We start from the raw sequence: 21,524 nt of genomic DNA, 5'->3' as shown, positions 1-21,524 counted from the left end.
GACCGGCATGGCGACACCCGTGGTCCGCGTGCACGACGTCGAGGTGGGCTACGGGGCGACGCCCGTGTGCCCGCCGGTGACGTTCACGGTCGGGGCCGGCCGCGCCGTCGCGCTCGTCGGCGCCAACGGGTCCGGCAAGTCGACGGTCCTCAAGACCGTGCTGGGGCTGCTCACGCCGCTCGCGGGCCGCGTCGAGGTGCTCGGGCGCCCGGTCGACGAGCGCGAGCCGGAGTTCCGTCGTGAGGTCGCCGGCGTGCTCGACGACGACGCGTACTTCCCGGCGCTGACGGCCGCCGAGCACCTGTACCTGACGGCCCGCGGGCACGGCGTGGTCGCAGCGCGCGACCGCGTCGCGGAGCTGCTCGAGGAGTTCGGCCTCGCGGAGCACGCGCGGGCGCTGCCGGTGGCCCTGTCCTCCGGGCAGCGTCGTCGCCTCCTGCTCGCCGCCGGCTTCGCGCGGCCGCGCTCGCTGCTCGTGCTCGACGAGCCGGAGCAGCGGCTGGACCGCGCCATGCGCGCGCGCCTCGCCGAGCGGCTGCGCGCCGAGACCGCCGCCGGGGGTGCGGTGCTGCTCGCGACGCACGACGCCGAGCTGGTGCGCGAGGTCTGCGACACGGCGGTGCACGTCGACGAGCGTGCCGTCGAGGTGGTCGACGCCGACGAGGCCGCCGCACGGATCGCGCGGGTGGTGCTGTGACGGCCGTGCGCCCGTTCGAGACGGGCCCCGTGCCGGCGGCACGGTCGATCCGGCGCTTCACCGCGGAGGCGGCGCGCGTCCGCGCGGACGCGCACGTCGGCGCCCTGCTCGGCGACGTGTACGCGGCCGTGCTGAGCGTCGCGATCGCGGTCGGCATCGCGCTCGGCGTCGTCCAGCAGCTGCGCGTCGCGCTGCCCCCGCCGCCCGACGTCGCGACCCCCGGCGGGCTGAGCCTGCCCGTGGTGGTCGCCGTCCTGCTCCTGGCCGCGGCCGGTGCGCTCGTGTCGCTCGCGGGCCGGCTCGGGCCGGTCGGGGCGGGCGGCGCCGAGGGTGCGTGGTGGCTCACGCTGCCCGTGGACCGGCGCGGGCTCCTGCGGCCGGCCGCCGTCCGGCTGCCCGTGCTGGCCGCGCTCGCCGGCGCGGTCGTCGTCGTCCTCCTCGAGGCGGGACTGCTCGGACGGTCGGGCGACGCGCTGGTGTGGTCCGTGCTCGTGGGGGCCGCCGGAGGCGCGGCGCTCGTGCTCGCCGCCGCCCTCGTGCAGTCGTCGGGCGTGCCGCGGCGCACGACCGCGCTCGCGGGGGACCTGCTGCTCGTCGCCGCGCCGCTCACCGCGGTCGCGCTCGTGGCGACCGGGGCGGCGCCCGCGAGCCTGCCCGTCCCCCCGTGGGCGCTGGTCGCCGTGGCGGGCGCCGCCGTCGCCGCGCTCGGCTGGCTCGTCGACGCGCGGCTCGGCCGGCTGCCCGCACGCACGGTCCGCGAGAGCGGGTCGGTCGCGACCCAGGCCGTCGGCGCCGTCGTGTCCCTCGACTCGCGCGAGCTCGGGCGTGCGCTCGCGGGCGGGGTCCTGCGGCCGGCGCGGCGCCGGTCGTCGCGCCTGCGGACGGTGCGCGGGCCCGGGTCGGCGCTGGTCACGGCCGACCTCGTGCTGCTGCGCCGCTCGCCGCGCCACCTCGTGCAGCTGGTCGTCGCGGTCCTGGTCCCGGTGCTGACGACGGTCGTGCCGCAGCTCGCGAGCCCGGTCGGCGTCGTGCTCGCCGTCGTCCTGGGCGGCGGCGCGGCGGCCAGCGCGGGCGCGGACGGCGCGCGGTGGGCGGAGATGGCCCCCGTCCTCGACCGGACGCTGCCGCTGCGGCACACGACCGTGCGGCGGCTGCGGATGGTGGTGCCCGGTCTGGTCGCGCTCGTGTGGTCCGCCGCGACGCTCGCGGCCGTGGCGCGCTGGGCCGACGGCCCGCTCGTCGACTGGCTCGTGCTGGCGGTGGCGTCGACGCCCGTGTGGGCGGCCGCCGCGGTGCGCGCCGCCTACCGGCCGGCGCCGGACTGGGGCAAGAACCTCGTCGCGACGCCCGCCGGTGCGGTGCCGACCGGCGCGCTCGCGATCATCGCGCGCGGCCCCGACCTGGTCGCGCTGTGCCTGCTGCCGCTCTGGGTCGCGATCGGGCTCGCGACCGTGACGACGCCGCTGCTGACGGCCCAGCTCGTGCTGTCGGCCGTCGCGGTGGTCGTCGGGTCCTCGACGCACGAGAAGAGCTGGCTGGAGCGGACGATGGAGGGCGCGGGCGACGGCACGTCGGCGCCCCGGGCGGGGGTGCGGGCATGACGCGGATCGTGGCGGGTGCGGCCGGCGGGCGGACGCTCGTGGTGCCCGCCAAGGGCACCCGCCCCACGAGCGAGCGCGTGCGGGAGGCGCTGTTCTCCCGGCTCGAGCACCTCGACGCGGTCGACGGCGCGCGGGTCCTCGACCTGTACGCGGGCTCGGGCGCGCTCGGGCTCGAGGCGGCCAGCCGCGGCGCGGTGCACGTCGTCCTCGTCGACACCGCGCGGGTCGCCGTGGACGCGTGCCGCCGCAACGTCCGGGCGCTGGACCTCGCCGGGCGCGTCGACGTCGTCGCGGACACCGTCGACCGGTACCTCGCGCGGCTCACGGACCCCGCGTTCGACCTCGTGCTGCTCGACCCGCCGTACGACCTCGCGGACGCGGCGCTGGCCACGGCGCTCGACGGCGTCGCCCGGTGCACGGCGCCCGGCGGCGTCGTGGTGGTGGAGCGCTCGACGCGCGCGGGTGCGCCGGTGTGGCCCGCGCCGCTGGTCGCGCTCGACGACCGGCGCTACGGCGAGACGCACGTGTGGTTCGGCGAGCGGCCCGCCTGAGGGCGATCCGCCCGCCCGGGGGACGTGCCGGGCGTCAGCCGCGCCCGTGCATGACCGTCAGCCGCGGCCCGTCCGCGCCGAGCGTGAACGCGCCCGTCGCGGCGAACCCGTGCCGGGCGTAGAACGGCACGTTCGTCGGGTCGCTCGTCGCCAGCCACGGCGTGCCGCGCCACGGCGAGCCGGCCAGCGCGTGCAGCCCGTGGCGCAGCAGGACGCCGCCGAGCCCGCGCCGCTGGTACGCCGGGTGGACCGCGAGGTAGTTGAGGTAGGCGCCGGCGCGGGCGGGCGCGTGCGCGGCCGTGCCGGCGAGGGCCGTGAGGACCTCGTCGGCGCGCGACGGGCCGACGAGCGCCCGCAGCACGCCCGCGGGCCGGGGGAGGCGCGGTGGGGGCTCGGGCGCGTCGTCGGCGTGCCGGGGCCGCCACGCCGCGACGGCGACCACCTCGTCGGCGGGCGCGCCACCGACCCCCGCCGCACCGGCCGTGAGCACGTCGACGTGCCCCACGGCCACGTACCGCTCGAGCGCGGGCCCGAGCCACGCGGCGCACGCGTCCGCGCGCGTCGAGCGGACCGGCAGCACCCAGGCCATGAGCGGGTTCTCGGCGTAGGCCAGCGCGCACACGGTCCGGATGGCGGGCACGTCGTCGGCCCGGGCCGGCCGGGGGTCGTCCATGCGCCCGGACGCTAGCGCCGCCCGCCCCGGCGGGCGACGACCCGGGACGGCGCGGCGCGGCGCCTCACCGGTCCGCGCGTCCGGACGGCGGCACGCGGGGCGTCCGTCGCGTGCCGTCACGGGTCCGTGACGTAGGTTGGCGTGCGTGAGGATCGCGGTGTGCCCCGGGTCGTTCGACCCGCTGACGCTCGGTCACGTGGACGTCGTGCGGCGCGCCCGCGCGCTGTTCGACGAGGTCGTGGTCGCGGTGGCGCACAACTCCACCAAGCAGCCCCTGCTGACCGCCGACGAGCGGGTCGCGCTGGCGGCCGAGGCGCTCGCGGACGTGGACGGCGTGCGCGTCGTCGGGACGCGGGGCCTGCTGGTCGACCTGGTGCGCGATCTCGGCGCGGTCGCGGTGGTCAAGGGCCTGCGGGGCGGCGCGGACGTCGACGCGGAGGTGCCGATGGCGCTGATGAACCGGCACCTGTCCGGGGTGGAGACGGTCTTCGTGCTGGGTGACCCGGCGCTGGCGCACGTCGCGTCGTCGCTGGTGAAGGACGTGGCGCGGCACGGGGGTCGGGTCGACGACCTCGTGCCCGCGCCGGTGGCGGCGGCGGTGCACCGGGCGCTCGGCGCGCGGGCCCGCGAGGGAGGGGACGGACGATGACGGAGCAGACCGGGTCGCAGCAGGGCGCGCACGAGGTCGACGAGGAGCGCACGGGCGGCGTCGCGGGGGTGCTCGACGCCATCGAGCAGGCCGTCGCGGCGGCGCGGGCGATGCCCATGTCGTCGTCGGTGCTGGTGAACCGCGCGGAGATCCTGGAGCTGGTCGAGCAGGTGCGCGACGCCCTGCCGGCGCAGCTGCAGCGCGCCGACGCGGTGCTGGCCGACGCGGACGCCGCCCGGGCGGCGGCGCACGCCGAGGCCGAGGCCCTGCTGGCGCGGGCACGTGCGCGCGCGGCGGAGCTCGTGGAGCAGGAGGCGGTCGTCGCGGAGGCGCAGGCGCGCGCGGCGCGGATCGTCGCGGACGCCGAGGAGACGGCCGACGGCCTGCGCCGCGACGCCGACGACTACTGCGACCGGCGGCTCGCCGACTTCGAGATCGACCTCGGCAAGGTGCTGAGCCAGGTGCAGGCGGGCCGCGCGAAGCTCGCGGGACGGCTGCAGCCGGGCGAGAGCGCCTGACCGCCGGCGACCCTGCGCGACCCGTCGGCCTCGCCCCGCGCGACCGACGGTTTGGGCACCCCGCGACGGTGCCGTACAGTTGTCGGTTGGTCCGGCCGGTCGCGGCGGGGCCGACTCGTCATCACACCGCACCACACCGTCCCGGCGCGCCCGCGCGTCGGACGGGCCACAGGAAACGAGGGGACCGGACCGTGCGTTCTGCCCACCTCGATCCCCGCTCGCCGTTCGTGCTCGACACCCACGAGCTCGGCCGACGTCCGGGATCGACGCGGACGGTCGCGCGGACGGTGCCTGCACCCGACGAGCTCGGCACCGGCATGATCGGCGTCCCGTCCGGGAGCGACCTCGAGCTGGACCTGCGGCTCGAGGCGGTCATGGAGGGTGTGCTGGTCACCGGCTCGATCCGCGGCGAGGCCGTCGGGGAGTGCGTGCGGTGCCTGGAGCGTGTCGTCGAGCCTCTCGACGTGCCGCTGCAGGAGCTGTACGTGTACCCCGAGCGGGCGCAGGCCGCGGTGGCGGAGGGTGACGAGGACGAGGACGTGCGCGAGCTGGAGGACGACCTGGTCGACCTCGAGCCCGCGCTGCGGGACGCGGTCGTGACCGCGCTGCCGTTCCGGCCGCTGTGCGGTCCGGACTGCCCGGGCCTGTGCTCGGAGTGCGGCGCGCGGCTCGCGGACGACCCGGACCACCAGCACGAGACGATCGACCCTCGCTGGGCAGCCCTCGGCGGCCTGACGAGCACTGACGACGAACAGAGAGAGAGCTGACCGTGGCGGTTCCCAAGCGCAAGATGTCGCGCAGCAACACCCGTGCGCGTCGGTCGCAGTGGAAGACCACTGCCACGACGCTCACGACGTGCCCCCAGTGCAAGTCGCACACGCAGCCGCACGTCGCCTGCCCGACCTGCGGTGCCTACAACGGCCGCCGGTACGCGGAGGCCGTGCGCAGCGAGCACGAGGCGAGCTGACCTTCCCGGCCCGATGACCGGCACACCTGACGCCCACCGCGGCGCCCGTGCGGTCTCGGCTGCCGACTCGCTCCTCGAGAAGCTCGGGGTCCGCCTGGACCCCGAGCTTCTCGTGCTCGCGCTGACGCACCGGTCGTTCGCGCACGAGGCGGGTGGCATCCCGACCAACGAGCGCCTCGAGTTCCTCGGCGACACCGTCCTGGGGCTCGTGGTCACCGAGCACCTCTACCGCGCCTACCCGGACCTGTCCGAGGGTGACCTGGCGAAGATGCGGGCCGCGACCGTGTCGCAGCGCGCCCTCGCGCGCGTCGCCCGCACGCTCGAGCTGGGGGCGTACCTGCTCCTCGGCAAGGGCGAGCTCGCGACGGGCGGCGCGGACAAGGACTCGATCCTGTCCGACACGCTCGAGGCGCTGTTCGGCGCGGTCTACCTCTCCCACGGCCTCGAGACGGCGCGCGAGCTCGTCGACCGGCTCGTGCGGCCCACGCTGCAGGCCGCCGCCGACCTCGGCGCCGGCCTCGACTGGAAGACGTCGCTGCAGGAGCTCTCGGCCCTGCTGGGGCTCGGCGCGCCGACGTACGAGGTCACCGGCGAGGGCCCCGACCACGCCCGCACGTTCACGGCGCACGCCGTGGTGGGTGGTGAGGTGCGGGGCAGCGGCACCGGCACGGCGAAGAAGCTCGCCGAGCAGGAGGCCGCCGCGGCCGCGTACACGGCCCTCGCCGCCGCCCGCGACGCCGTGCCGGACGCGCCCGGCACGGGTGCCGCCGGGGCCTGACCGTGCCCGAGCTGCCCGAGGTCGAGACCGTCCGGGACGGCCTCGCCCGGCACGTCCTCGGCCGTACCGTCGTCGACGTGGCGGTGCACCGCGACTACTCGGTGCGTCGCCACGACGGCGGGCCCCGCGACTTCGCGGCGCGGCTCACCGGCCGGCGGCTCGAGGCCGCGGTGCGCCGCGGCAAGTTCCTGTGGCTGCTGCTCGACGAGGGCGCGGGCCGCGGCGACGACGCCCTGATGGCGCACCTCGGCATGAGCGGGCAGCTGCTCGTGCGCGGGCCGGCCGCGGCCACCGCCACGCCCGGGACCGCGGCGGACGCCCCCGACCTCGTCGCCGGCCCCGACCCCGCCGCCGCCCCCGACCCCGCCGCCGCCCCCGACCCCGTCGCGGCCCCCGGCCCGACCGGGTGGGTCGACCACCCGCACCTGCGCGTGCGCCTCGCGCTCGACGACGGGTCCGCGCTCGACTTCGTCGACCAGCGGACGTTCGGGCACCTCTCGGTGCCGGACCTCGTGCCGACGGCCGACGGCCGGCCGGGCGGTCTCGGGTCCGACCGGCCCGTCGTCCCCGGCCCGGTCGCGCACATCGCCCGGGACCTGCTGGACCCCGCGCTGGACCGGACCGCGCTCGTCGACCAGGTGCGCCGGCGCCGCACGGGCCTCAAGCGGGCGCTGCTCGACCAGACGCTCGTGAGCGGGGTCGGCAACATCTACGCCGACGAGGGCCTGTGGCGTGCGCGCCTGCACTACGCGCGGCCGACGGACACGCTGCGCCGCCCCGAGGTGGGGCGGGCGCTCGACGGCGCCGCCGAGGTGATGACGGCCGCGCTCGCGGCGGGCGGCACGAGCTTCGACGCGCTGTACGTCAAGGTCAACGGCGCCTCGGGGTACTTCGACCGGTCGCTCGCCGTGTACGGCCAGGAGGGCCGGCCGTGCCCGCGCTGCGGCACGCCCGTGCGGCGCGACGAGTTCATGAACCGGTCGTCCTACACGTGCCCGCGGTGCCAGCCGCGGCCCCGCAACGGGCGCTGGTAGGCGTCAGGCGCCGGCGTCCTCGCGTTCGACGACGTTGCGCAGCGGCCGTCCGGCCACGAATCGCGCGACGTTGTCCTCGACCAGCGCCGTCCAGCCGACCGGTCGCCCGCCCGCGGCGTGCGGGCTGACGAGCACGCGTCGCTCGTCCCACAGCGGGGACGACGCGGGCAGCGGCTCGGTGGCGACGACGTCGAGCGCGGCCCCGGCGAGCCGGCCGCCGCGGACGGCCGCGAGCAGCGCGTCCTCGTCGAGGGTGCTGCCGCGACCGGCGTTGACGACCCACGCGCGCGCGGGCAGCAGCCCGAGCACGCGGGCGTCCACGGCACCGCGCGTGGTGGGCAGGTCGGGCAGGAGCGCGACGAGGACGTCGGTGCGCGGCAGGACGTCCGGCAGGTCGTCCGGCGTCACGACGGGGAACCCGTGGCGCTCGCCGGCCGTGCGCGCCACGCCGGTCACGTCGGCGCCGAGGCCCCGCAGCAGCGGCGCGAGCCGGGCCGCGATCGAGCCGAAGCCCCACACGGTCACGTGCGCGTCGAGGAGCGTGCGGACCTCGCCGGGCGGGTGCAGCGGCTGCCGCCCGCCCAGCTCGCCGGCCCACCGGTGGGCGTCGTGCGCGCGGACGAGGTCGGGCACGCGCCGCACGCAGGCCAGCACGAGCGCCAGCGCGTGCTCGGCGACCGTGGCGTCGTGCAGCCCGCGCCCGGACGTCACGACGACGTCCTCGCCGAACCCGGCGGCGAGCACCGCGTCGGGCCCGGCGGCGAGGGCCTGCACCCACCGCGCGCGCCGCGCCGCGCGCGCCAGCTCGGCCAGCCGGTCGTCGGGGTTGCCCCAGACGACGACCGCGTCGGCGTCAGCCGCCTCGGGCGGCGGGGGAGCCGTGACGTCGTAGGGCACCGCGCGCACGCCGGCGCGCAGCCGCGGCACGCCGTCGACCGTGGTCGGGAGCAGGATCGTCGTCATGGCTCGCTACGATGCCACCGTGCCCGTCCCCAGCCAGCCGAACGCCAGCCGACCGACGCCGGCGGCCGACGCCGGCGCCCGCCCGGGCCCCGTGACCGTGATGATCGTCGACGACCACGAGGTCGTGCGGCGCGGCATCGCCGAGGTGGTGGAGCGGACCGACGGCATGACCGTCGTCGCGGAGGCGGGCTCGGTGGCGGACGGCGTGCGGCGTGCGGCGCTCGTGCGTCCGCAGGTCCTGCTCGTCGACCTGCAGCTGCCCGACGGCACGGGCATCGACCTGCTGACGGCGGTGCGCGAGCAGCTGCCGTCCGCCCGCGCCATCGTGCTGACGTCGTTCGACGACGACGACGCCCTCGCGGCGGCCCTCGATGCGGGTGCGGCGGCCTACCTGCTCAAGAGCGTGCGCGGGGCCGAGATCACGGACGTCATCCGCGCGGTCGCGGCGGGGCGCACGCTCCTCGACGAGCGCACGGTCGCCCGGCGCCGTGCGGGCCACGAGGACCCGACCGAGGGCCTGACGCCGAGCGAGCTGCGCGTGCTCGACCTCATCGGCGAGGGCATGTCGAACCGGGAGATCGCCGAGCGCCTCGGCGTCGCGGAGAAGACCGTGAAGAACCACATCACGTCGCTGCTCGCGAAGATGGGCCTGCAGCGGCGCACCCAGGTCGCTGCGTGGGTGGCGTCGCGCAAGCACGCCGGCTGGCGGTCCGAGCCCGGGCACTGACGCCCCGGCTGCCCTGCCGCGACCCGCTCTGCCACGGCTTGCCGGGCCGGGCGCCTCAGCCGAGGGGCGCCTGCCACGTCAGGAGCGCGCCGCGGCCGCTCGGAGACGTGTCGAGCGTGAAGGTGCCGCCGTGCCCGCGCGCCCGTGCGGCGAGGTTCCCGGTGCCGGAGCTGCGCTCGCGCACCGCGGGCAGCCCCGCGCCGTCGTCCTCGACCTCGACCGCGACCGACCCGGTGTGCCCACGGCCGCGCACGGCGACCCGGACGACGACGGACGACGCGTGCGCGTGCCGCGCCGCGTTCGCCAGCCCCTCGCGGACGACCGCGACGACGTCGTCGGTGAGGTCGGCGCCCAGCCGCTCGTCGAGCCGGTCCTCCGCCTCGCCGTCGCCGGGCGTCAGCGGCGCGCCGTCGAGCGTGAGCAGGAGGGACGGCGCGAAGCCCAGCCCCGTCCGCGCGAGCGACGCCTCGCGGCGCAGCCGCTCCACCAGGCCCGTCGCGGCGTCCGGGTCGCGCAGCGCGTGCACGATCCGGCGGATCTGGCGGACCGAGCTGTCGACGTTGTCGAGGGCCTGCTCGACGATGTCGGTGAGCTCGGTGGCGTCGACGCCGCGGGCGGCCCGCCGGCGCACGGTCTCGAGCTGCATGCCGGTCGCGAACAGCTGCTGGATGGCGAGGTCGTGCAGGTCGCGCGCGATGCGCTCGCGCTCGTCGAGCAGCGCGGCGACGTCCTGCGCGTGCCGCGCCTCCGCCAGCACGTACGCGAGCGCGGCCTGCGACGCGAACGACTGCGCGGTCGCGAGGTCGCTCTCGTCGAACGGCGTCGACCCGATCCGGCGCAGCAGGACGAGCACGCCGACGCCGCGCCCCGAGGACTGCAGCGGCGCGTACATCGCGGGCCCGAAGGCGCGCATCTGGTCGACCTTGACGGTCCGCGACGTGCTGAGGGACGGCACGAGCAGGCCGATGCCCTCCTCGAGCGCGGTCCACGCCCGCCCGTCGCGCGGCATGACGAGGCCCGTGAGCTCGTCGCCGAGGTAGCCGTCCGCCAGCTCGACGAACAGCTCGCCGCCCAGGCCCGGCAGGGCGAGCGCGGCCGTGTCGGCACCGGCGACCTGCCGGGCGGTGCGGGCGATGTGCGCGAGCGCGTCCTCCTCGTCCACGCCCTCGAGCAGCATCGTCGTGATCTCCTGGCCCGCGCGCAGCCAGTGCTCGCGGCGGGCGGCGCCGGCCCACAGGCGCGCGTTCGCGACGGCCACGCCCGCGGCGGCGGCGAGCGCGACGACCCGCTCCTCGTCCTGCGCGTCGAACGGCCCGCCGCCCTCCTTCTCGGACAGGTACAGCTGCCCGTACACGTGCTCGCCGACCTTGACCGACGCGCCGAGGAAGGACCCCATGGGCGGGTGGTGCGCGGGCCAGCCGCCGAACGCCGGGTGCTGCGTCAGGTCGTCGAGGCGCAGCGCGCCGTCGAGCGGGATCTGCCCGAGGACGCCCTGCGCGAGCGGCGGGTGGTCGAGCATGCGGGCCACCGCGGTGGGGACGCCCGTGTAGACGAAGGTCGTCGACGTCCCCGTCTCGTCCAGGACGTTGATGGCGCCGTAGCGCGCGTGCGTGAGCGCCGCGCTGACCTGCACGAACCGGTCGAGCACCGCGGGCAGCTCGAGCTGGCCCGCGACGGCGAGGACCGCGTCGAGCAGGTCGGTCAGGGCGTCGCCGGTCAGGGGCGCCGGGACGCCCGTCACCTCGGTGAGCACGCCGTCCTCGAACGGCGCGCCGACCGGGTGCGCGGGCGACGCCTGCGGCGTCACGGGCCGCGGCGGCTCGACGGGCCGGGCCGTCACGGGCGGGCGCCCGCGGTCGCGTCGGTGCTGCGCTCGGACTCCACGGCCTCACGGTAGCCCGGCACGTCGGCGAGCAGCCGCGCGTGCGGGCCCCGTGCGGCGACGCGCCCGTGCTCCACCCAGAGCACCTCGTCGGCGGCGGCCAGGGTGGCGAGCCGGTGCGTCACCACGAGCACGCCGCGCGCCGTGCCCGCCCGCGTCGGTGGCAGGTGCCACAGGCGGTCGAGCAGGGCGTCGGCGGTCGCGGGGTCGAGGTGCTCGGCGGGCTCGTCGACGAGGAGCAGGGGAGCGTCGGCCACGACGGCGCGCGCGAGCAGCAGCCGGCGGCGCTCGCCGCCCGAGACGGTGCGTCCGTCGGGGCCGAGCACGGTGCGCAGGCCGGCCGGCAGGGCGGCGAGCCAGTCGCCCAGGCCCGCCCGCGCGAGCGCGTCGGCCGCCTCGGCCTCGGTGACGTCTCCGCGCGCCACGCGCAGGTTCTCCAGCACGGTGGTGCCGAACACGTGGGCGTCCTCGGTGGTCGCGACGACGGCCCGGACGACCCGTGCGCGCGGCAGCGCGGCGACGTCCGCGTCGTCCAGGCGCACGGAGCCGGCCACCGGTGGCAGGAGCCCCGCCAGCGTGAGCAGCAGCGTCGTCTTGCCGGCGCCGCTGGGGCCGACCACCGCGACACAGCGGCCCGGGGCCAGCGTGACGCCGACGTCGGCGAGGGCGGGCGCGCGCGCGGGCCACCCGCACGCGAGGGCGTCCGCGCGCAGGTGCGGACCGGTCGCCCGGGCGCCGCGCGCCGGGTCGTCGGCCGTGCCACCCGACGGCGCCGCGGCCCCGACGTCCCGCGCCGGTGCGGCCGGTCCCGCGTCGTCGAGCAGCGCGAGGACCCGCGCGGCCGCCGCTCGTGCGCGCTGGACCTGCACCGCCGCGGCCGGCAGCACCGAGGTCGCCTCGAACGCCGCGAGCGGCGTGAGGACGACGACGGCGAGCTCGACCGGGGCGAGCAGCCCCGCCGCCACGGCCGGCACGCCGGTGGCGAGGGCGGCCACGACGGCCAGCCCCACCGCGAGCTGCCCGAGGGCGGCGGCGAGCGCGGCGGGACGGGCGCCCGCGTCGGCCGCGGCGGCGAGCCGGCGGTCGGCGTCGCGCAGGGCCGCGAGCTCGGCGTCGAGGCGCCCCGCGACCGCGAGCGGTCCCGCGTCGTCGAGGACGCCGAGCGCCGTGGCCGTCATGTCGGCGCGCGCCTGCACCCCGCGCTCCTCGGCGCGCCGCGCGCCGACCGCGGTCACCCACGGCACGACGACGCCCGCCAGCACGAGGCACGCGGCGAGAGCCAGGCCGGCCGGCGGCCAGAACAGCGCCGTCGCCGCGCTGGAGCCGACCCCGAGCACCAGGGCGACCGCCCCGGGCAGCAGGCCGCGGACCACGACGTCGCCCACGGCGTCGACGTCCGCGCCCACCCGGGCGAGCAGGTCGCCGCGGCGGACCGCGAGCACGGCCTCGCCGCGGCCGGCGGCCAGCCGGGCGTACAGCGTCGTGCGCAGCGCGACCATGCCGCGCAGGGCGACGTCGTGCGACACGAGACGCTCGAGGTAGCGGAGCACCCCGCGGCCGATCCCGAACGTGCGGACGGCCACGGTCGCGACCGACAGCGTGAGCACCGGCGGCATCTGGGACGCGCGGGCGATGAGCCACGCCGACACCGCGGCGAGGGCGACCGCGCAGCCGAGCGCGAGCGTGCCGAGCAGCACCGCGAGCGCGACGCGGCGCGGGTCGGCGTCGAGCAGCTTGACCGCGCGGCGCAGCGTGCCGCGCGGCGGTCGGGCGGGTGCCAGGTCCGCGCCCGGCGTCGTGGCGCCGCGTCGCGGTGCACCGGCCCGCGCGGTCGTCGGCGCGCTCACGGCGTCCCCGCCCCGACGAGGTCGTCCGCCGCGGCGCCGACCGGCACGACGTCGTCCGCCCGCGCCACCAGGCTCGGCCGGTGGGCGACGAGCAGCACCGCGCTGCCGGCCGCGCGCAGGGCGTCGACCGTGTCGAGGACGACGCGCTCGCCCGCCGCGTCGAGGTGCGCGGTGGGCTCGTCGAGGACGACGAGCGCCGTCGGGCGCAGGAGCGCACGTGTGAGGGCCAGGCGCTGCCGCTGGCCGACGCTGAGGCCGGCACCGCCGGTGCCGAGCACGGTGGACCACCCGTCGGGCAGCGTGGCGACGACGGCGTCGAGACCGGTGCACGCGGCCGCCCGTGCGCGGTCGGCGGGGTCGGGGAAGCCCAGCAGGGCGTCGAGCGTGCCCGGCTCGAGCACCGGGCGCTGCGGCAGCCACGTCACCTGCCGCCACCACGTCGCCGGGTCGACGTCCGCGACGTCCACGGCGGTGCCCTCCGCGCCCACCAGCCGCACGGTCCCGGCGTCAGGCGTCAGCAGGCCCAGCAGCGCCTCGACGGTCGTCGTCTTGCCCGCGCCGGACGGCCCGACGAGCGCGACCACCCGCCCGGGCCGCAGCGTGACGTCCACGCCGGCGGGCGCCCAGCCGCCGCGGGCGCGCACGCCGAGCCCGCGGACCTCGACCGCGCCGCGCGACACGTCGGGCGCCGGGACGCGGCCCGGTGCCGGCAGCGGGGCGTCGAGGACGGCGAACGCCCGGTCGGCCGCCGCGACGCCGTCGGTCGACGCGTGGAACTGGGCACCCACCGCGCGCAGCGGCGCGTACACCTCGGGCGCCAGCACGAGGACCGCGAGACCGGTGACGAGGTCGAGCCCGCCGTGCACGAGCCGCAGGCCGACGCCCACGGCGACGACCGCGACGGACAGCGTGGTGAGCAGCTCCAGCACCATGCCGGACAGGAACGCGATCCGCAGCGTCCCGGTGGTGGCGCGGCGGTGCGCGTCACCCAGGGCCCGGACGCGCGCCTCGGGCCCGCGCTCGCGGCCGAACGCGCGGAGCGTCGGCAGGCCGGCGAGCAGGTCGAGCACCTGGGAGCCGAGCCGCTCCATCGTCGCGAGCCCCCGCGCCGACCGGCCCTGCGTCATGACGCCGACGAGCCACATGAACACCGGCACGAGCGGGATCGTGCCGGCCAGCACCGCGAACGACACCCAGTCGAGCCGCAGGGCGACGAGGAGCGTCGCGGGCGTGAGCGTCGCCGCCAGCACGAGCTGGGGCAGGTAGCGCACGAAGTACGGCTCGAGCGCGTCGAGGCCGCGGGTCGCGAGCGTCACGACGCCCGCGCCGTCGTCGCCGGTGCGGCGGGGGCCGGTCGCGGCGGCGTGCGTGACGACGCGCTCGCGCAGCTCCGCGACGGCGCGCGTCGCGGCCCGGTGCGCGTACCGCTCCTGCACGGCGACGACGACCGCGCGGGCCCCGACGACCGCGAGCAGCCCGCCGACGTGCGGCGCGACGGCCGCGAGGGGGGCGCCCTCCGCGACGGCCGAGCCCAGCGCGTGCGCGAGCAGGAGCGCCTGCGCCACCACGAGCCCGCCCGTCAGCACCCCGAGGACGACCGTCAGCGCGAGGTACCCGCGCGCGGCCCGCGCGTACCGCAGCAGCCGCGGGTCCAGCGGCTTCACGGCCGCCCGCCCGCCCGCCGGCCGGCCGCCCGCCGCGCGCCGCCTCACGACCGCCTCACGACCGCGCGGTGACGCGGGCGAACGTGAGCCCGGTCGACTCGGGGATGTGCTCGAGCGTCAGGCGCTTGCGGAACACCCAGTACGTCCAGCCCTGGTACAGCAGGACGACGGGCGTGAGGATCGCCGCGACCCACGTCATCACGGTGAGGGTGTAGTCCGTCGACGCGGCGTTCTCGACCGTGAGCGAGTTCGCCGGGTCGAGCGCCGGCATCACGGCGGGGAACATCGACCCGAAGATCAGCACGACGGCGGCGACGATCGCGACGGCGGACGCCGTGAATGCGACGCCCTCGCGGCGGGCCCGCGTCGCGCCGACGACCACGACCAGCGACGCCGCGGCCACGAGCACGGCCGCCCACGTCCACGGCACCGAGTACGCCACCTGCGCCCACACGGCCCACACGCCGGCCAGCGCCAGCGTGACCATCGAGCTGCGCGCCGCGAACGCCGCCGCGCGCCCGCGCATCTCCCCGTCGACCTTCATCGCCAGGAACACGGCGCCGTGCGTGAGGAACAGGCTCAGGGTGACGAGCCCCCCGAGCAGGGCGAACGGGGACAGCAGCGCGAGGAACCCGCCGACGTACTGGTGGTCCGCGTCGAGCTCGACGCCGCGCACGAGGTTGGCGAACGCCACGCCCCACAGCAGCGACGGCACGAACGAGCCCACCACGAGCGCCCGGTCGGCCCAGCCGCGCCAGCGGTCGTCGTCGATCTTGCCGCGCCACTCGAACGCCACCACGCGCACGATGAGCGCGAGCAGGATGAGGAAGAGCGGCACGTAGAAGCCGGAGAAGAGGGTGGCGTACCACTCGGGGAACGCCGCGAACGTCGCGCCGCCGGCGGTGAGCAGCCACACCTCGTTGCCGTCCCACACCGGGCCCACGGTGTTGATGAGCAGGCGCCGCTCCTTCTCGCGGCGCGCACGGTCACCCCGCGGCAGCACCGCGAGCAGCATCCCGACGCCGAAGTCGAAGCCCTCGAGCACGAGGTAGCCGGTCCACAGGACCGCGATCAGGAGGAACCAGATGACGGGGAGGTCCATGGCCGGGTCTCCTCAGTAGGCGAAGGACAGCGGACGGGCGGTGCCGTCGGCGTCGTCGTCGTCGGGACGGGGGGCGGCGTCGGGGCTGGGGTCGCGCTCGCGGGGGGCGACGCCCTCGACGGCGTACCGCTTCATGAGCCGGAACCACACGACCATGAGCGCGCCGTACAGGAGCGTGAACCCGACCATCGAGAAGACGACCATCCCCGGGCTGACGACCTCGCTCACGCCGCGGGCGGTGAGCAGCCACACGCCGTCGACGCCCGACGCGTCGGGGTTGGGCGCGACGACCCACGGCTGCCGGCCCATCTCGGTGAAGACCCAGCCGAACGCGGACGCGAGGAACGGCGTGGGGATCGCGATCAGCCCGAGCCGCCCGAACCACGGCAGCCCGGTCACGGAGCCCTTGCGCCGCAGCAGCCACAGGGCGGCGAGCGACAGCGCGGCCGAGCCCGCGCCGAAGCCGATCATGAGCCGGAACGACCAGTAGGTCACCGCGAGGTTCGGGTAGAACCGCGTGTCCTCGTCGAACGTCGGCGGGACGCCGTTCTCGTCCTCCCAGTCGCTGATCCAGGACGCGTAGTGCTCCTGCAGCTCGTCGACGCCGCGGATCGGCGCGTCGAAGTCGCCGGTCGCGAGGTACGACGTGACGCCCGGGAGCTCGATGAGGTGGCGGACGCCTTCGCAGTCGTTCGTCAGGTCGCCGATCGCGAGGATCGAGAACGGTGCGCCCTCCTCGGACGCGCACAGCCCCTCGGCCGCCGCCATCTTGGCCGGCTGCTGCTGGAACATGAGCTTGGCCTGCCAGTCGCCGCTCACGGCCACACCCGCGCCGGAGACGAGCATCGTGACGAGCCCCAGCACCACCGCGGGGCGGTAGACGTCGCGGGCCGTCGCCGTGTCGCCCGCCCGGACCAGCCGCACCATCCACCAGGCGGCGATGCCGGCGACGAAGGTGCCCGCCGTGAGGAGCGCCGCGGCGACCGTGTGCGGGAAGGCGGCGAGCACGGTGGGGTTGGTGAGCACGGCGACGACGTCCGTCATCTCCGCGCGGCCGGTCTCGACGTTGAACGTCGTGCCGACCGGGTGCTGCATCCACGAGTTCGCCGACAGGATGAAGTAGGCGGACAGCGTCGTCGCGATCGCGACCGCCCAGATGCACGCCAGGTGGATGCGCCTGGGCAGCTTGTCCCAGCCGAAGATCCACAGGCCGAGGAACGTCGACTCGACGAAGAACGCGGCGAGCGCCTCCATCGCGAGCGGGGCGCCGAAGACGTCGCCGACGAACCGCGAGTACTCGGACCAGTTCATGCCGAACTGGAACTCCTGCACGATGCCCGTGGCCACGCCGATCGCGAAGTTGATGAGCAGCAGCTTGCCGAAGAACTTCGTCAGCCGGAGCCAGCGCTCGTCCCCCGTGCGGTACCAGGCGGTCTGCATGATCGCGACGAGCGGTGACAGGCCGATCGTCAGCGGCACGAACACGAAGTGGTAGACGGTCGTGATGCCGAACTGCCAGCGGGCCAGGTCGAGGGCGTCCACTCAGGTCTCCGGTGCGGGAAGGGCGGCTCGGACGGTGCGAGCGGGCGGGCGGCGACCGCCGGTCCGACCGTAGGAAGGGGCCCGGTGCGCGGTGGGGGACCAAGGTCCCGGGTGCTGACGCGACGTCGTCACGTCGCCGCCGCGGCGCCCCGCGGACGGTCGGACGCGCCGACGCCGGACCGTCGCCGGGCGGCGGCGCGCCGTTGTGCGATACTCGTCCCGGTCCTGGCGCCACACCGCCGGGACCGACGGCCGCACCGGCCGTCCGTGCAGCCTCACCGCCGCCCTCCTCGGCGCCGCTCCGTAGCGGAGCGCCGAGACGGCCCGGCCGGCGATGGCGCCGGACACCCGCGCGGCGGCCGCGACCAGCGACTTCCGTCGCCGTACCGGGCAGCCCCGGGCGAGCGACGACGACCTACCCGGGACCGCACGACGTGTGGACGGTGGTCCCGGGTGCACAGGAGCACCGCGCGTGAGCCCCGAGAACACCCCCGACACCGCGACCGACGCCACGACGGCCGGGGGTGAGGCGCCGCCCCGGCGCCGCCGCCGCGTCACACGCGACGTCGTGACGCCGCCCGTCGCCGAGCCGACCGGCACCACCGCCGAGCCCGCCGCGCCCGCGCCGACCGCCGCCGAGGCGGCCGCCACGTCGCCGGCCGGCGCCGTCGGCACCCCGCCCGCGGAGGCCCCCGCGGCCCCCGCCCGTCCGCGGCGCTCGCGTCGCGTGACCCGCACCGTGGTCCTCGCCGACACGCCGCAGGACGCCCCGGCGCCCGCGGCCGCCGACGCCCCGGTCGACGAGGCCGTCGAGGAGGCCGAGGAGCCGACCGACGAGGCCGCCGCCACCGAGGTCGACGAGGCGGCCCTCGCCCCGGAGCCCGAGGTCCTGCCCGCGCCCGTCGAGGCGCCCGCCCCCAAGGCGCGCCGCAGCCGCCGCACGACCGCCGCACCGGTCGAGGCCCCGCCCGCCGACGACGTCGCCGATGCGCCGGCACCCGCCGCGGCCGCTGCGCCGGACGCTCCGGTCGACGCCCCCACGGACGCCCCGGTCGCCGAGCAGCCGGCGAAGAAGGCCCCCCGTCGTCGTGCGTCGCGGCGTGCCGCCGCGTCGGTCGACGACGCCAGCATCGACGCCGCGCTCGAGACCACCGCCGCGCGTCCCGCGCCGTCCGCGGAGGCGGGCACGGAGGACCGGCCGGCCCCGCAGCTCGACGTGCTGGCCGAGCTCGGCCAGCCGCGCGCCGACCGGACGGGCACCGGCCAGACGAGCGCCGGCCAGACAAGCGCCGGGCAGACGGGCGCCGAGCCGGCGCCCACGACGAGCGCGCCCCCGCGGGCCCGCCTCGCGACCACGGCCGTGCTGTTCCAGGCGCCCGACCCGTCCGCCCGGCCGCGCCGCCGGCGCGCGCAGGTCGCCGCCGGCTCGCCGGAGGAGATCTCGCAGGCGGCGCAGACGGCGGAGCAGGAGGCCGCCGACCAGGAGGCCGCCGAGGCCGCCGAGGCGCCCTCGGGCGCGCCCGCCGCCGAGGAGTCCGAGGCGGGCGGCCGCTCGCGTCGCCGCGGTCGCGGCGGGCGGGGGCGCAGCCGTCGCGCGGCGGACGACGCCGCCGAGCAGGACGCCGCGCAGGACGTCGTGCAGGACGCCGCGCAGGACGTCGTCCAGGACGCGCAGGACGACACCGCCGGGCAGCAGGACGCCGACACGGCGGACGACGAGGACGCGACGGCCGTCGCCGGCGACGTCGACGCGGACGCCGAGGCGGACCTCGACGAGGCCGACGGCGACCAGGACGACGAGGGCGCGCCGCGCCGTCGCCGCCGTCGCGGTGGCCGTGGCCGCCGGGGCCGCGCGGAGACGACCGGTGCCGAGGGCGACGAGGACGGCGACGCCGCCGACGGCGAGGCCGACGCCGACGCCGACACGGGCGCCGAGCAGGAGGCCGACACCGCCGACGACGCGGGGGACGACGAGCAGGGCGGCTCCAGCCGTCGCCGCCGCCGGCGCCGTCGCGGTGCCCGGGGCGAGGCCGTGGAGGAGCCCCGTCGCGCGCGCACCGCGGGCGACGAGGTCACCGCGCTGCGCGGGTCGACGCGGCTGGAGGCGAAGCGCCAGCGCCGCCGCGAGGGCCGCGACGCCGGCCGCCGGCGCCAGATCATCACCGAGGCGGAGTTCCTCGCCCGGCGCGAGTCCGTCGAGCGGTCGATGATCGTGCGCGAGCGGCACGGCCGCACGCAGATCGCGGTGCTCGAGGACGGCGTGCTCGTCGAGCACTACGTGTCCAACCAGGCGCAGTCGTCGATGGTGGGCAACGTCTACCTCGGCCGCGTGCAGAACGTGCTGCCGAGCATGGAGGCCGCGTTCGTCGACGTCGGCAAGGGCCGCAACGCCGTGCTGTACGCCGGCGAGGTCAACTGGGACGCCGCCGGCCTCGAGGGCCAGCCGCGCCGCATCGAGCAGGCGCTGAAGTCGGGCGACTCGGTGCTCGTCCAGGTGACGAAGGACCCGATCGGCCACAAGGGCGCACGCCTGACGAGCCAGATCACGCTGGCCGGCCGCTACCTCGTGTACGTGCCGGGCGGCGGCATGACCGGCATCAGCCGCAAGCTGCCCGACACCGAGCGCTCGCGCCTCAAGAAGATCCTGCGCGACGTCGTCCCGGACTCGGCGGGCGTCATCGTGCGCACCGCGGCCGAGGGCGCCAGCGAGGAGGAGCTGCGCGCCGACGTCGTGCGCCTGCAGGGGCAGTGGGAGGCCATCGAGAAGAAGGCCCGCACGGCGTCCGCGCCGGCGCTGCTGCAGGGCGAGCCGGACATGGCCATCCGCGTCGTGCGCGACATCTTCAACGACGACTTCTCCTCGCTCGTGGTCGAGGGCGACGAGGCGTGGACGACGATCTCGACGTACATCGGCGAGCTCGCGCCCGACCTGGCGGCGCGCATCTCGAAGTGGACGGGCACGCAGGACGTGTTCTCCGTGCACCGCGTCGACGAGCAGCTCGCGAAGGGCATGGACCGCAAGGTCTGGCTCCCGTCGGGCGGCTCGCTCGTCATCGACCGCACCGAGGCGATGACGGTCGTCGACGTCAACACCGGCAAGTTCACCGGCGCGGGCGGCACGCTCGAGGAGACGGTGACGCGCAACAACCTCGAGGCGGCGGAGGAGATCGTCCGCCAGCTGAGGCTGCGCGACATCGGCGGCATCATCGTCATCGACTTCATCGACATGGTGCTCGAGTCCAACCGCGACCTCGTGCTGCGCCGCCTGGTCGAGTGCCTCGGCCGCGACCGGACCAAGCACCAGGTCGCCGAGGTCACGTCGCTGGGCCTGGTGCAGATGACCCGCAAGCGGGTCGGGCAGGGCCTCGTCGAGGCGTTCAGCGAGACGTGCGAGCACTGCCACGGGCGCGGCTTCGTCGTGCACACGGACCCGGTCGAGAAGAACGGCCGACCGGACGCCGGTGCGCCGCAGGCCGTCGAGGGCGAGTCGAAGCGCGCGCGCCGCAAGCGCGGCAACGGCGGCGGCACGGCCGAGCCCGCGCCGGCGACGGCGAGCGTGCCGGTGCTGCCGGAGGCGCGGGAGGCCGTCAAGGCCACGCTCGCGACGATCGCGGCTGCCGCGGCTCACGCCCACGAGCACGAGCACGAGGCCGGCCACGAGCAGGGCCACGAGCACGAGGCCGGCACCGCCGGGACGACGACGCGCACGGTCGTGACCGAGCGCCACGTCGCGGACGCGGCCGTCGGTGCGGTGCAGGCCGAGGGTGCGGGGGAGGGCGGCGCGCCCGAGGGTGCGGTGCCGGCCGAGACGGTGCGCGAGGAGACGGTGCTCGAGGAGACGGTGCTCGAGGAGACGGTGCTCGACGTCACGACCGAGGTCGTGGTCGAGGCCGGTCCCGACGCGCCCGCCGGCGCCCAGCCCGCGCTCGACGTGCTGGCCGAGCTGGCCGCCGCGGGCGTGGCGGCGTCGCCGCGGCGCCGCGCGTCCCGGCGGGCGGGCCGGGCGGCCGGTGCCGCGGACACGGACGCCGGCGCGTCCGCCGCGGCCGAGGTGCCGCAGGCGGTCGGTGCGGCGGAGACGGTCGGCGCGCCGGAGACGGTCGGTGCGCCGGAGACGGTCGCCGTCCCCGAGGTCGCGGCCGAGGCGGGTGACGACGCCGTGCTGGAGCTGCACGCCGTCGCGCCGGAGGTCTTCGACGCCCCGGCGGACGACGCGGCCGACGACGACGCGCCCGACGCGGCGGTGGCCGACGCGGACGCGCCGGCCGCCGACGCGCCCGACGCCCCGGCGGCCGACGCCGAGTGACGTCCGCCGCGGACGTGCGGCAG

The 21,524-nt window shown here is 77.6% G+C and carries 18 protein-coding genes; 11 read left to right on the top strand and 7 right to left on the bottom strand.

Translation table 11 applies throughout. The features are described 5' to 3' along the window. Nucleotides 1–7: 7 nt before the first annotated feature. The 3 genes from ACFUMH_RS06525 to rsmD are packed head-to-tail and all read left to right on the top strand — an operon-like array spanning nucleotide 8 to nucleotide 2,849. Nucleotides 8–697, top strand: a complete 690-nt coding sequence (locus ACFUMH_RS06525) for an ATP-binding cassette domain-containing protein (RefSeq protein ID WP_378202216.1) — start codon at nucleotides 8–10, stop codon at nucleotides 695–697. Further along, nucleotides 694–2,298: a DUF6297 family protein gene (locus tag ACFUMH_RS06520; protein ID WP_378202213.1), complete on the top strand. Its 1,605-nt coding sequence runs from the start codon at nucleotides 694–696 to the stop codon at nucleotides 2,296–2,298. The genes ACFUMH_RS06525 and ACFUMH_RS06520 overlap by 4 nt, the downstream gene beginning before the upstream one ends. Then, nucleotides 2,295–2,849, top strand: coding sequence for a 16S rRNA (guanine(966)-N(2))-methyltransferase RsmD (gene rsmD, locus ACFUMH_RS06515; RefSeq protein ID WP_378202210.1), 555 nt, complete (start codon nucleotides 2,295–2,297; stop codon nucleotides 2,847–2,849). Before ACFUMH_RS06520 ends, rsmD begins: the two co-directional genes overlap by 4 nt. A 34-nt stretch (nucleotides 2,850–2,883) precedes the next feature. On the opposite strand, the gene ACFUMH_RS06510 is transcribed toward rsmD, so the two are convergent. Further along, a complete protein-coding gene (locus ACFUMH_RS06510; protein WP_378202207.1) occupies nucleotides 2,884–3,522 on the bottom strand; it encodes a GNAT family N-acetyltransferase in 639 nt (212 codons plus the stop codon). Nucleotides 3,523–3,667: 145 nt separating this feature from the next. Between ACFUMH_RS06510 and coaD the strand changes: the two genes are divergently transcribed. The 6 genes from coaD (at nucleotide 3,668) to mutM (ending at nucleotide 7,468) form a co-directional block, all read left to right on the top strand. Next, nucleotides 3,668–4,171 carry a pantetheine-phosphate adenylyltransferase gene (gene coaD, locus ACFUMH_RS06505; RefSeq protein WP_378202204.1) on the top strand — a complete coding sequence of 168 codons (504 nt, stop codon included), beginning with the start codon at nucleotides 3,668–3,670 and terminating at the stop codon, nucleotides 4,169–4,171. Beyond that, nucleotides 4,168–4,689, top strand: a complete 522-nt coding sequence (locus ACFUMH_RS06500) for a hypothetical protein (protein ID WP_378202201.1) — start codon at nucleotides 4,168–4,170, stop codon at nucleotides 4,687–4,689. Before coaD ends, ACFUMH_RS06500 begins: the two co-directional genes overlap by 4 nt. A 227-nt stretch (nucleotides 4,690–4,916) precedes the next feature. Next, on the top strand, nucleotides 4,917–5,456 hold the full coding sequence (locus ACFUMH_RS06495) for a YceD family protein (protein WP_378202281.1): 540 nt from the start codon (nucleotides 4,917–4,919) through the stop codon (nucleotides 5,454–5,456). Between the two features lie 2 nt (nucleotides 5,457–5,458). After that, complete coding sequence (rpmF, locus tag ACFUMH_RS06490; RefSeq protein ID WP_378202198.1) at nucleotides 5,459–5,656, top strand: 50S ribosomal protein L32; 198 nt, start codon at nucleotides 5,459–5,461, stop codon at nucleotides 5,654–5,656. 13 nt (nucleotides 5,657–5,669) lie between these two features. Further along, nucleotides 5,670–6,434: a ribonuclease III gene (gene rnc / locus ACFUMH_RS06485; protein ID WP_378202195.1), complete on the top strand. Its 765-nt coding sequence runs from the start codon at nucleotides 5,670–5,672 to the stop codon at nucleotides 6,432–6,434. 2 nt (nucleotides 6,435–6,436) lie between these two features. Continuing rightward, complete coding sequence (mutM, locus tag ACFUMH_RS06480) at nucleotides 6,437–7,468, top strand: bifunctional DNA-formamidopyrimidine glycosylase/DNA-(apurinic or apyrimidinic site) lyase (RefSeq protein WP_378202192.1); 1,032 nt, start codon at nucleotides 6,437–6,439, stop codon at nucleotides 7,466–7,468. Nucleotides 7,469–7,471: 3 nt separating this feature from the next. On the opposite strand, the gene ACFUMH_RS06475 is transcribed toward mutM, so the two are convergent. Next, entirely contained in the window at nucleotides 7,472–8,431 is a 960-nt protein-coding gene (locus tag ACFUMH_RS06475; RefSeq protein ID WP_378202190.1) for an NAD(P)-dependent oxidoreductase, read from the bottom strand. A gap of 100 nt (nucleotides 8,432–8,531) precedes the next feature. On the opposite strand from ACFUMH_RS06475, the gene ACFUMH_RS06470 reads away from it, so the two are divergent. Continuing rightward, nucleotides 8,532–9,158 (top strand): response regulator, encoded by a 627-nt coding sequence (locus ACFUMH_RS06470; RefSeq protein ID WP_378202278.1) that lies wholly within the window; start codon nucleotides 8,532–8,534, stop codon nucleotides 9,156–9,158. A gap of 55 nt (nucleotides 9,159–9,213) precedes the next feature. On the opposite strand, the gene ACFUMH_RS06465 is transcribed toward ACFUMH_RS06470, so the two are convergent. From ACFUMH_RS06465 to ACFUMH_RS06445, 5 genes are read right to left on the bottom strand one after another with little or no spacing between them, the layout of a single operon-like run. Beyond that, nucleotides 9,214–10,998: a GAF domain-containing protein gene (locus ACFUMH_RS06465; RefSeq protein WP_378202187.1), complete on the bottom strand. Its 1,785-nt coding sequence runs from the start codon at nucleotides 10,996–10,998 to the stop codon at nucleotides 9,214–9,216. After that, nucleotides 10,995–12,887, bottom strand: coding sequence for a thiol reductant ABC exporter subunit CydC (gene cydC / locus ACFUMH_RS06460; protein ID WP_378202184.1), 1,893 nt, complete (start codon nucleotides 12,885–12,887; stop codon nucleotides 10,995–10,997). Before cydC ends, ACFUMH_RS06465 begins: the two co-directional genes overlap by 4 nt. Then, on the bottom strand, nucleotides 12,884–14,551 hold the full coding sequence (gene cydD, locus ACFUMH_RS06455; protein WP_378202181.1) for a thiol reductant ABC exporter subunit CydD: 1,668 nt from the start codon (nucleotides 14,549–14,551) through the stop codon (nucleotides 12,884–12,886). The genes cydC and cydD overlap by 4 nt, the downstream gene beginning before the upstream one ends. A gap of 55 nt (nucleotides 14,552–14,606) precedes the next feature. Then, entirely contained in the window at nucleotides 14,607–15,653 is a 1,047-nt protein-coding gene (cydB, locus tag ACFUMH_RS06450; protein ID WP_378202178.1) for a cytochrome d ubiquinol oxidase subunit II, read from the bottom strand. A gap of 12 nt (nucleotides 15,654–15,665) precedes the next feature. Continuing rightward, on the bottom strand, nucleotides 15,666–17,195 hold the full coding sequence (locus tag ACFUMH_RS06445) for a cytochrome ubiquinol oxidase subunit I (protein ID WP_378202175.1): 1,530 nt from the start codon (nucleotides 17,193–17,195) through the stop codon (nucleotides 15,666–15,668). Nucleotides 17,196–17,667: 472 nt separating this feature from the next. Here ACFUMH_RS06445 and ACFUMH_RS06440 point away from each other — a divergent pair, with 472 nt between their 5' ends. Then, the gene (locus ACFUMH_RS06440) at nucleotides 17,668–21,501 is read left to right on the top strand and encodes an Rne/Rng family ribonuclease (protein ID WP_378202172.1); all 3,834 of its coding nucleotides are present in this window, start codon (nucleotides 17,668–17,670) and stop codon (nucleotides 21,499–21,501) included. Nucleotides 21,502–21,524: the final 23 nt, after the last annotated feature.

It is taken from the genome of Cellulomonas sp. NPDC057328 (assembly GCF_042667215.1).
In the GTDB taxonomy this organism is placed as follows: domain Bacteria; phylum Actinomycetota; class Actinomycetes; order Actinomycetales; family Cellulomonadaceae; genus Cellulomonas.
Note: the sequence above shows the minus strand (reverse complement) of the source record. Positions and strands in the feature narration are given on the sequence as shown.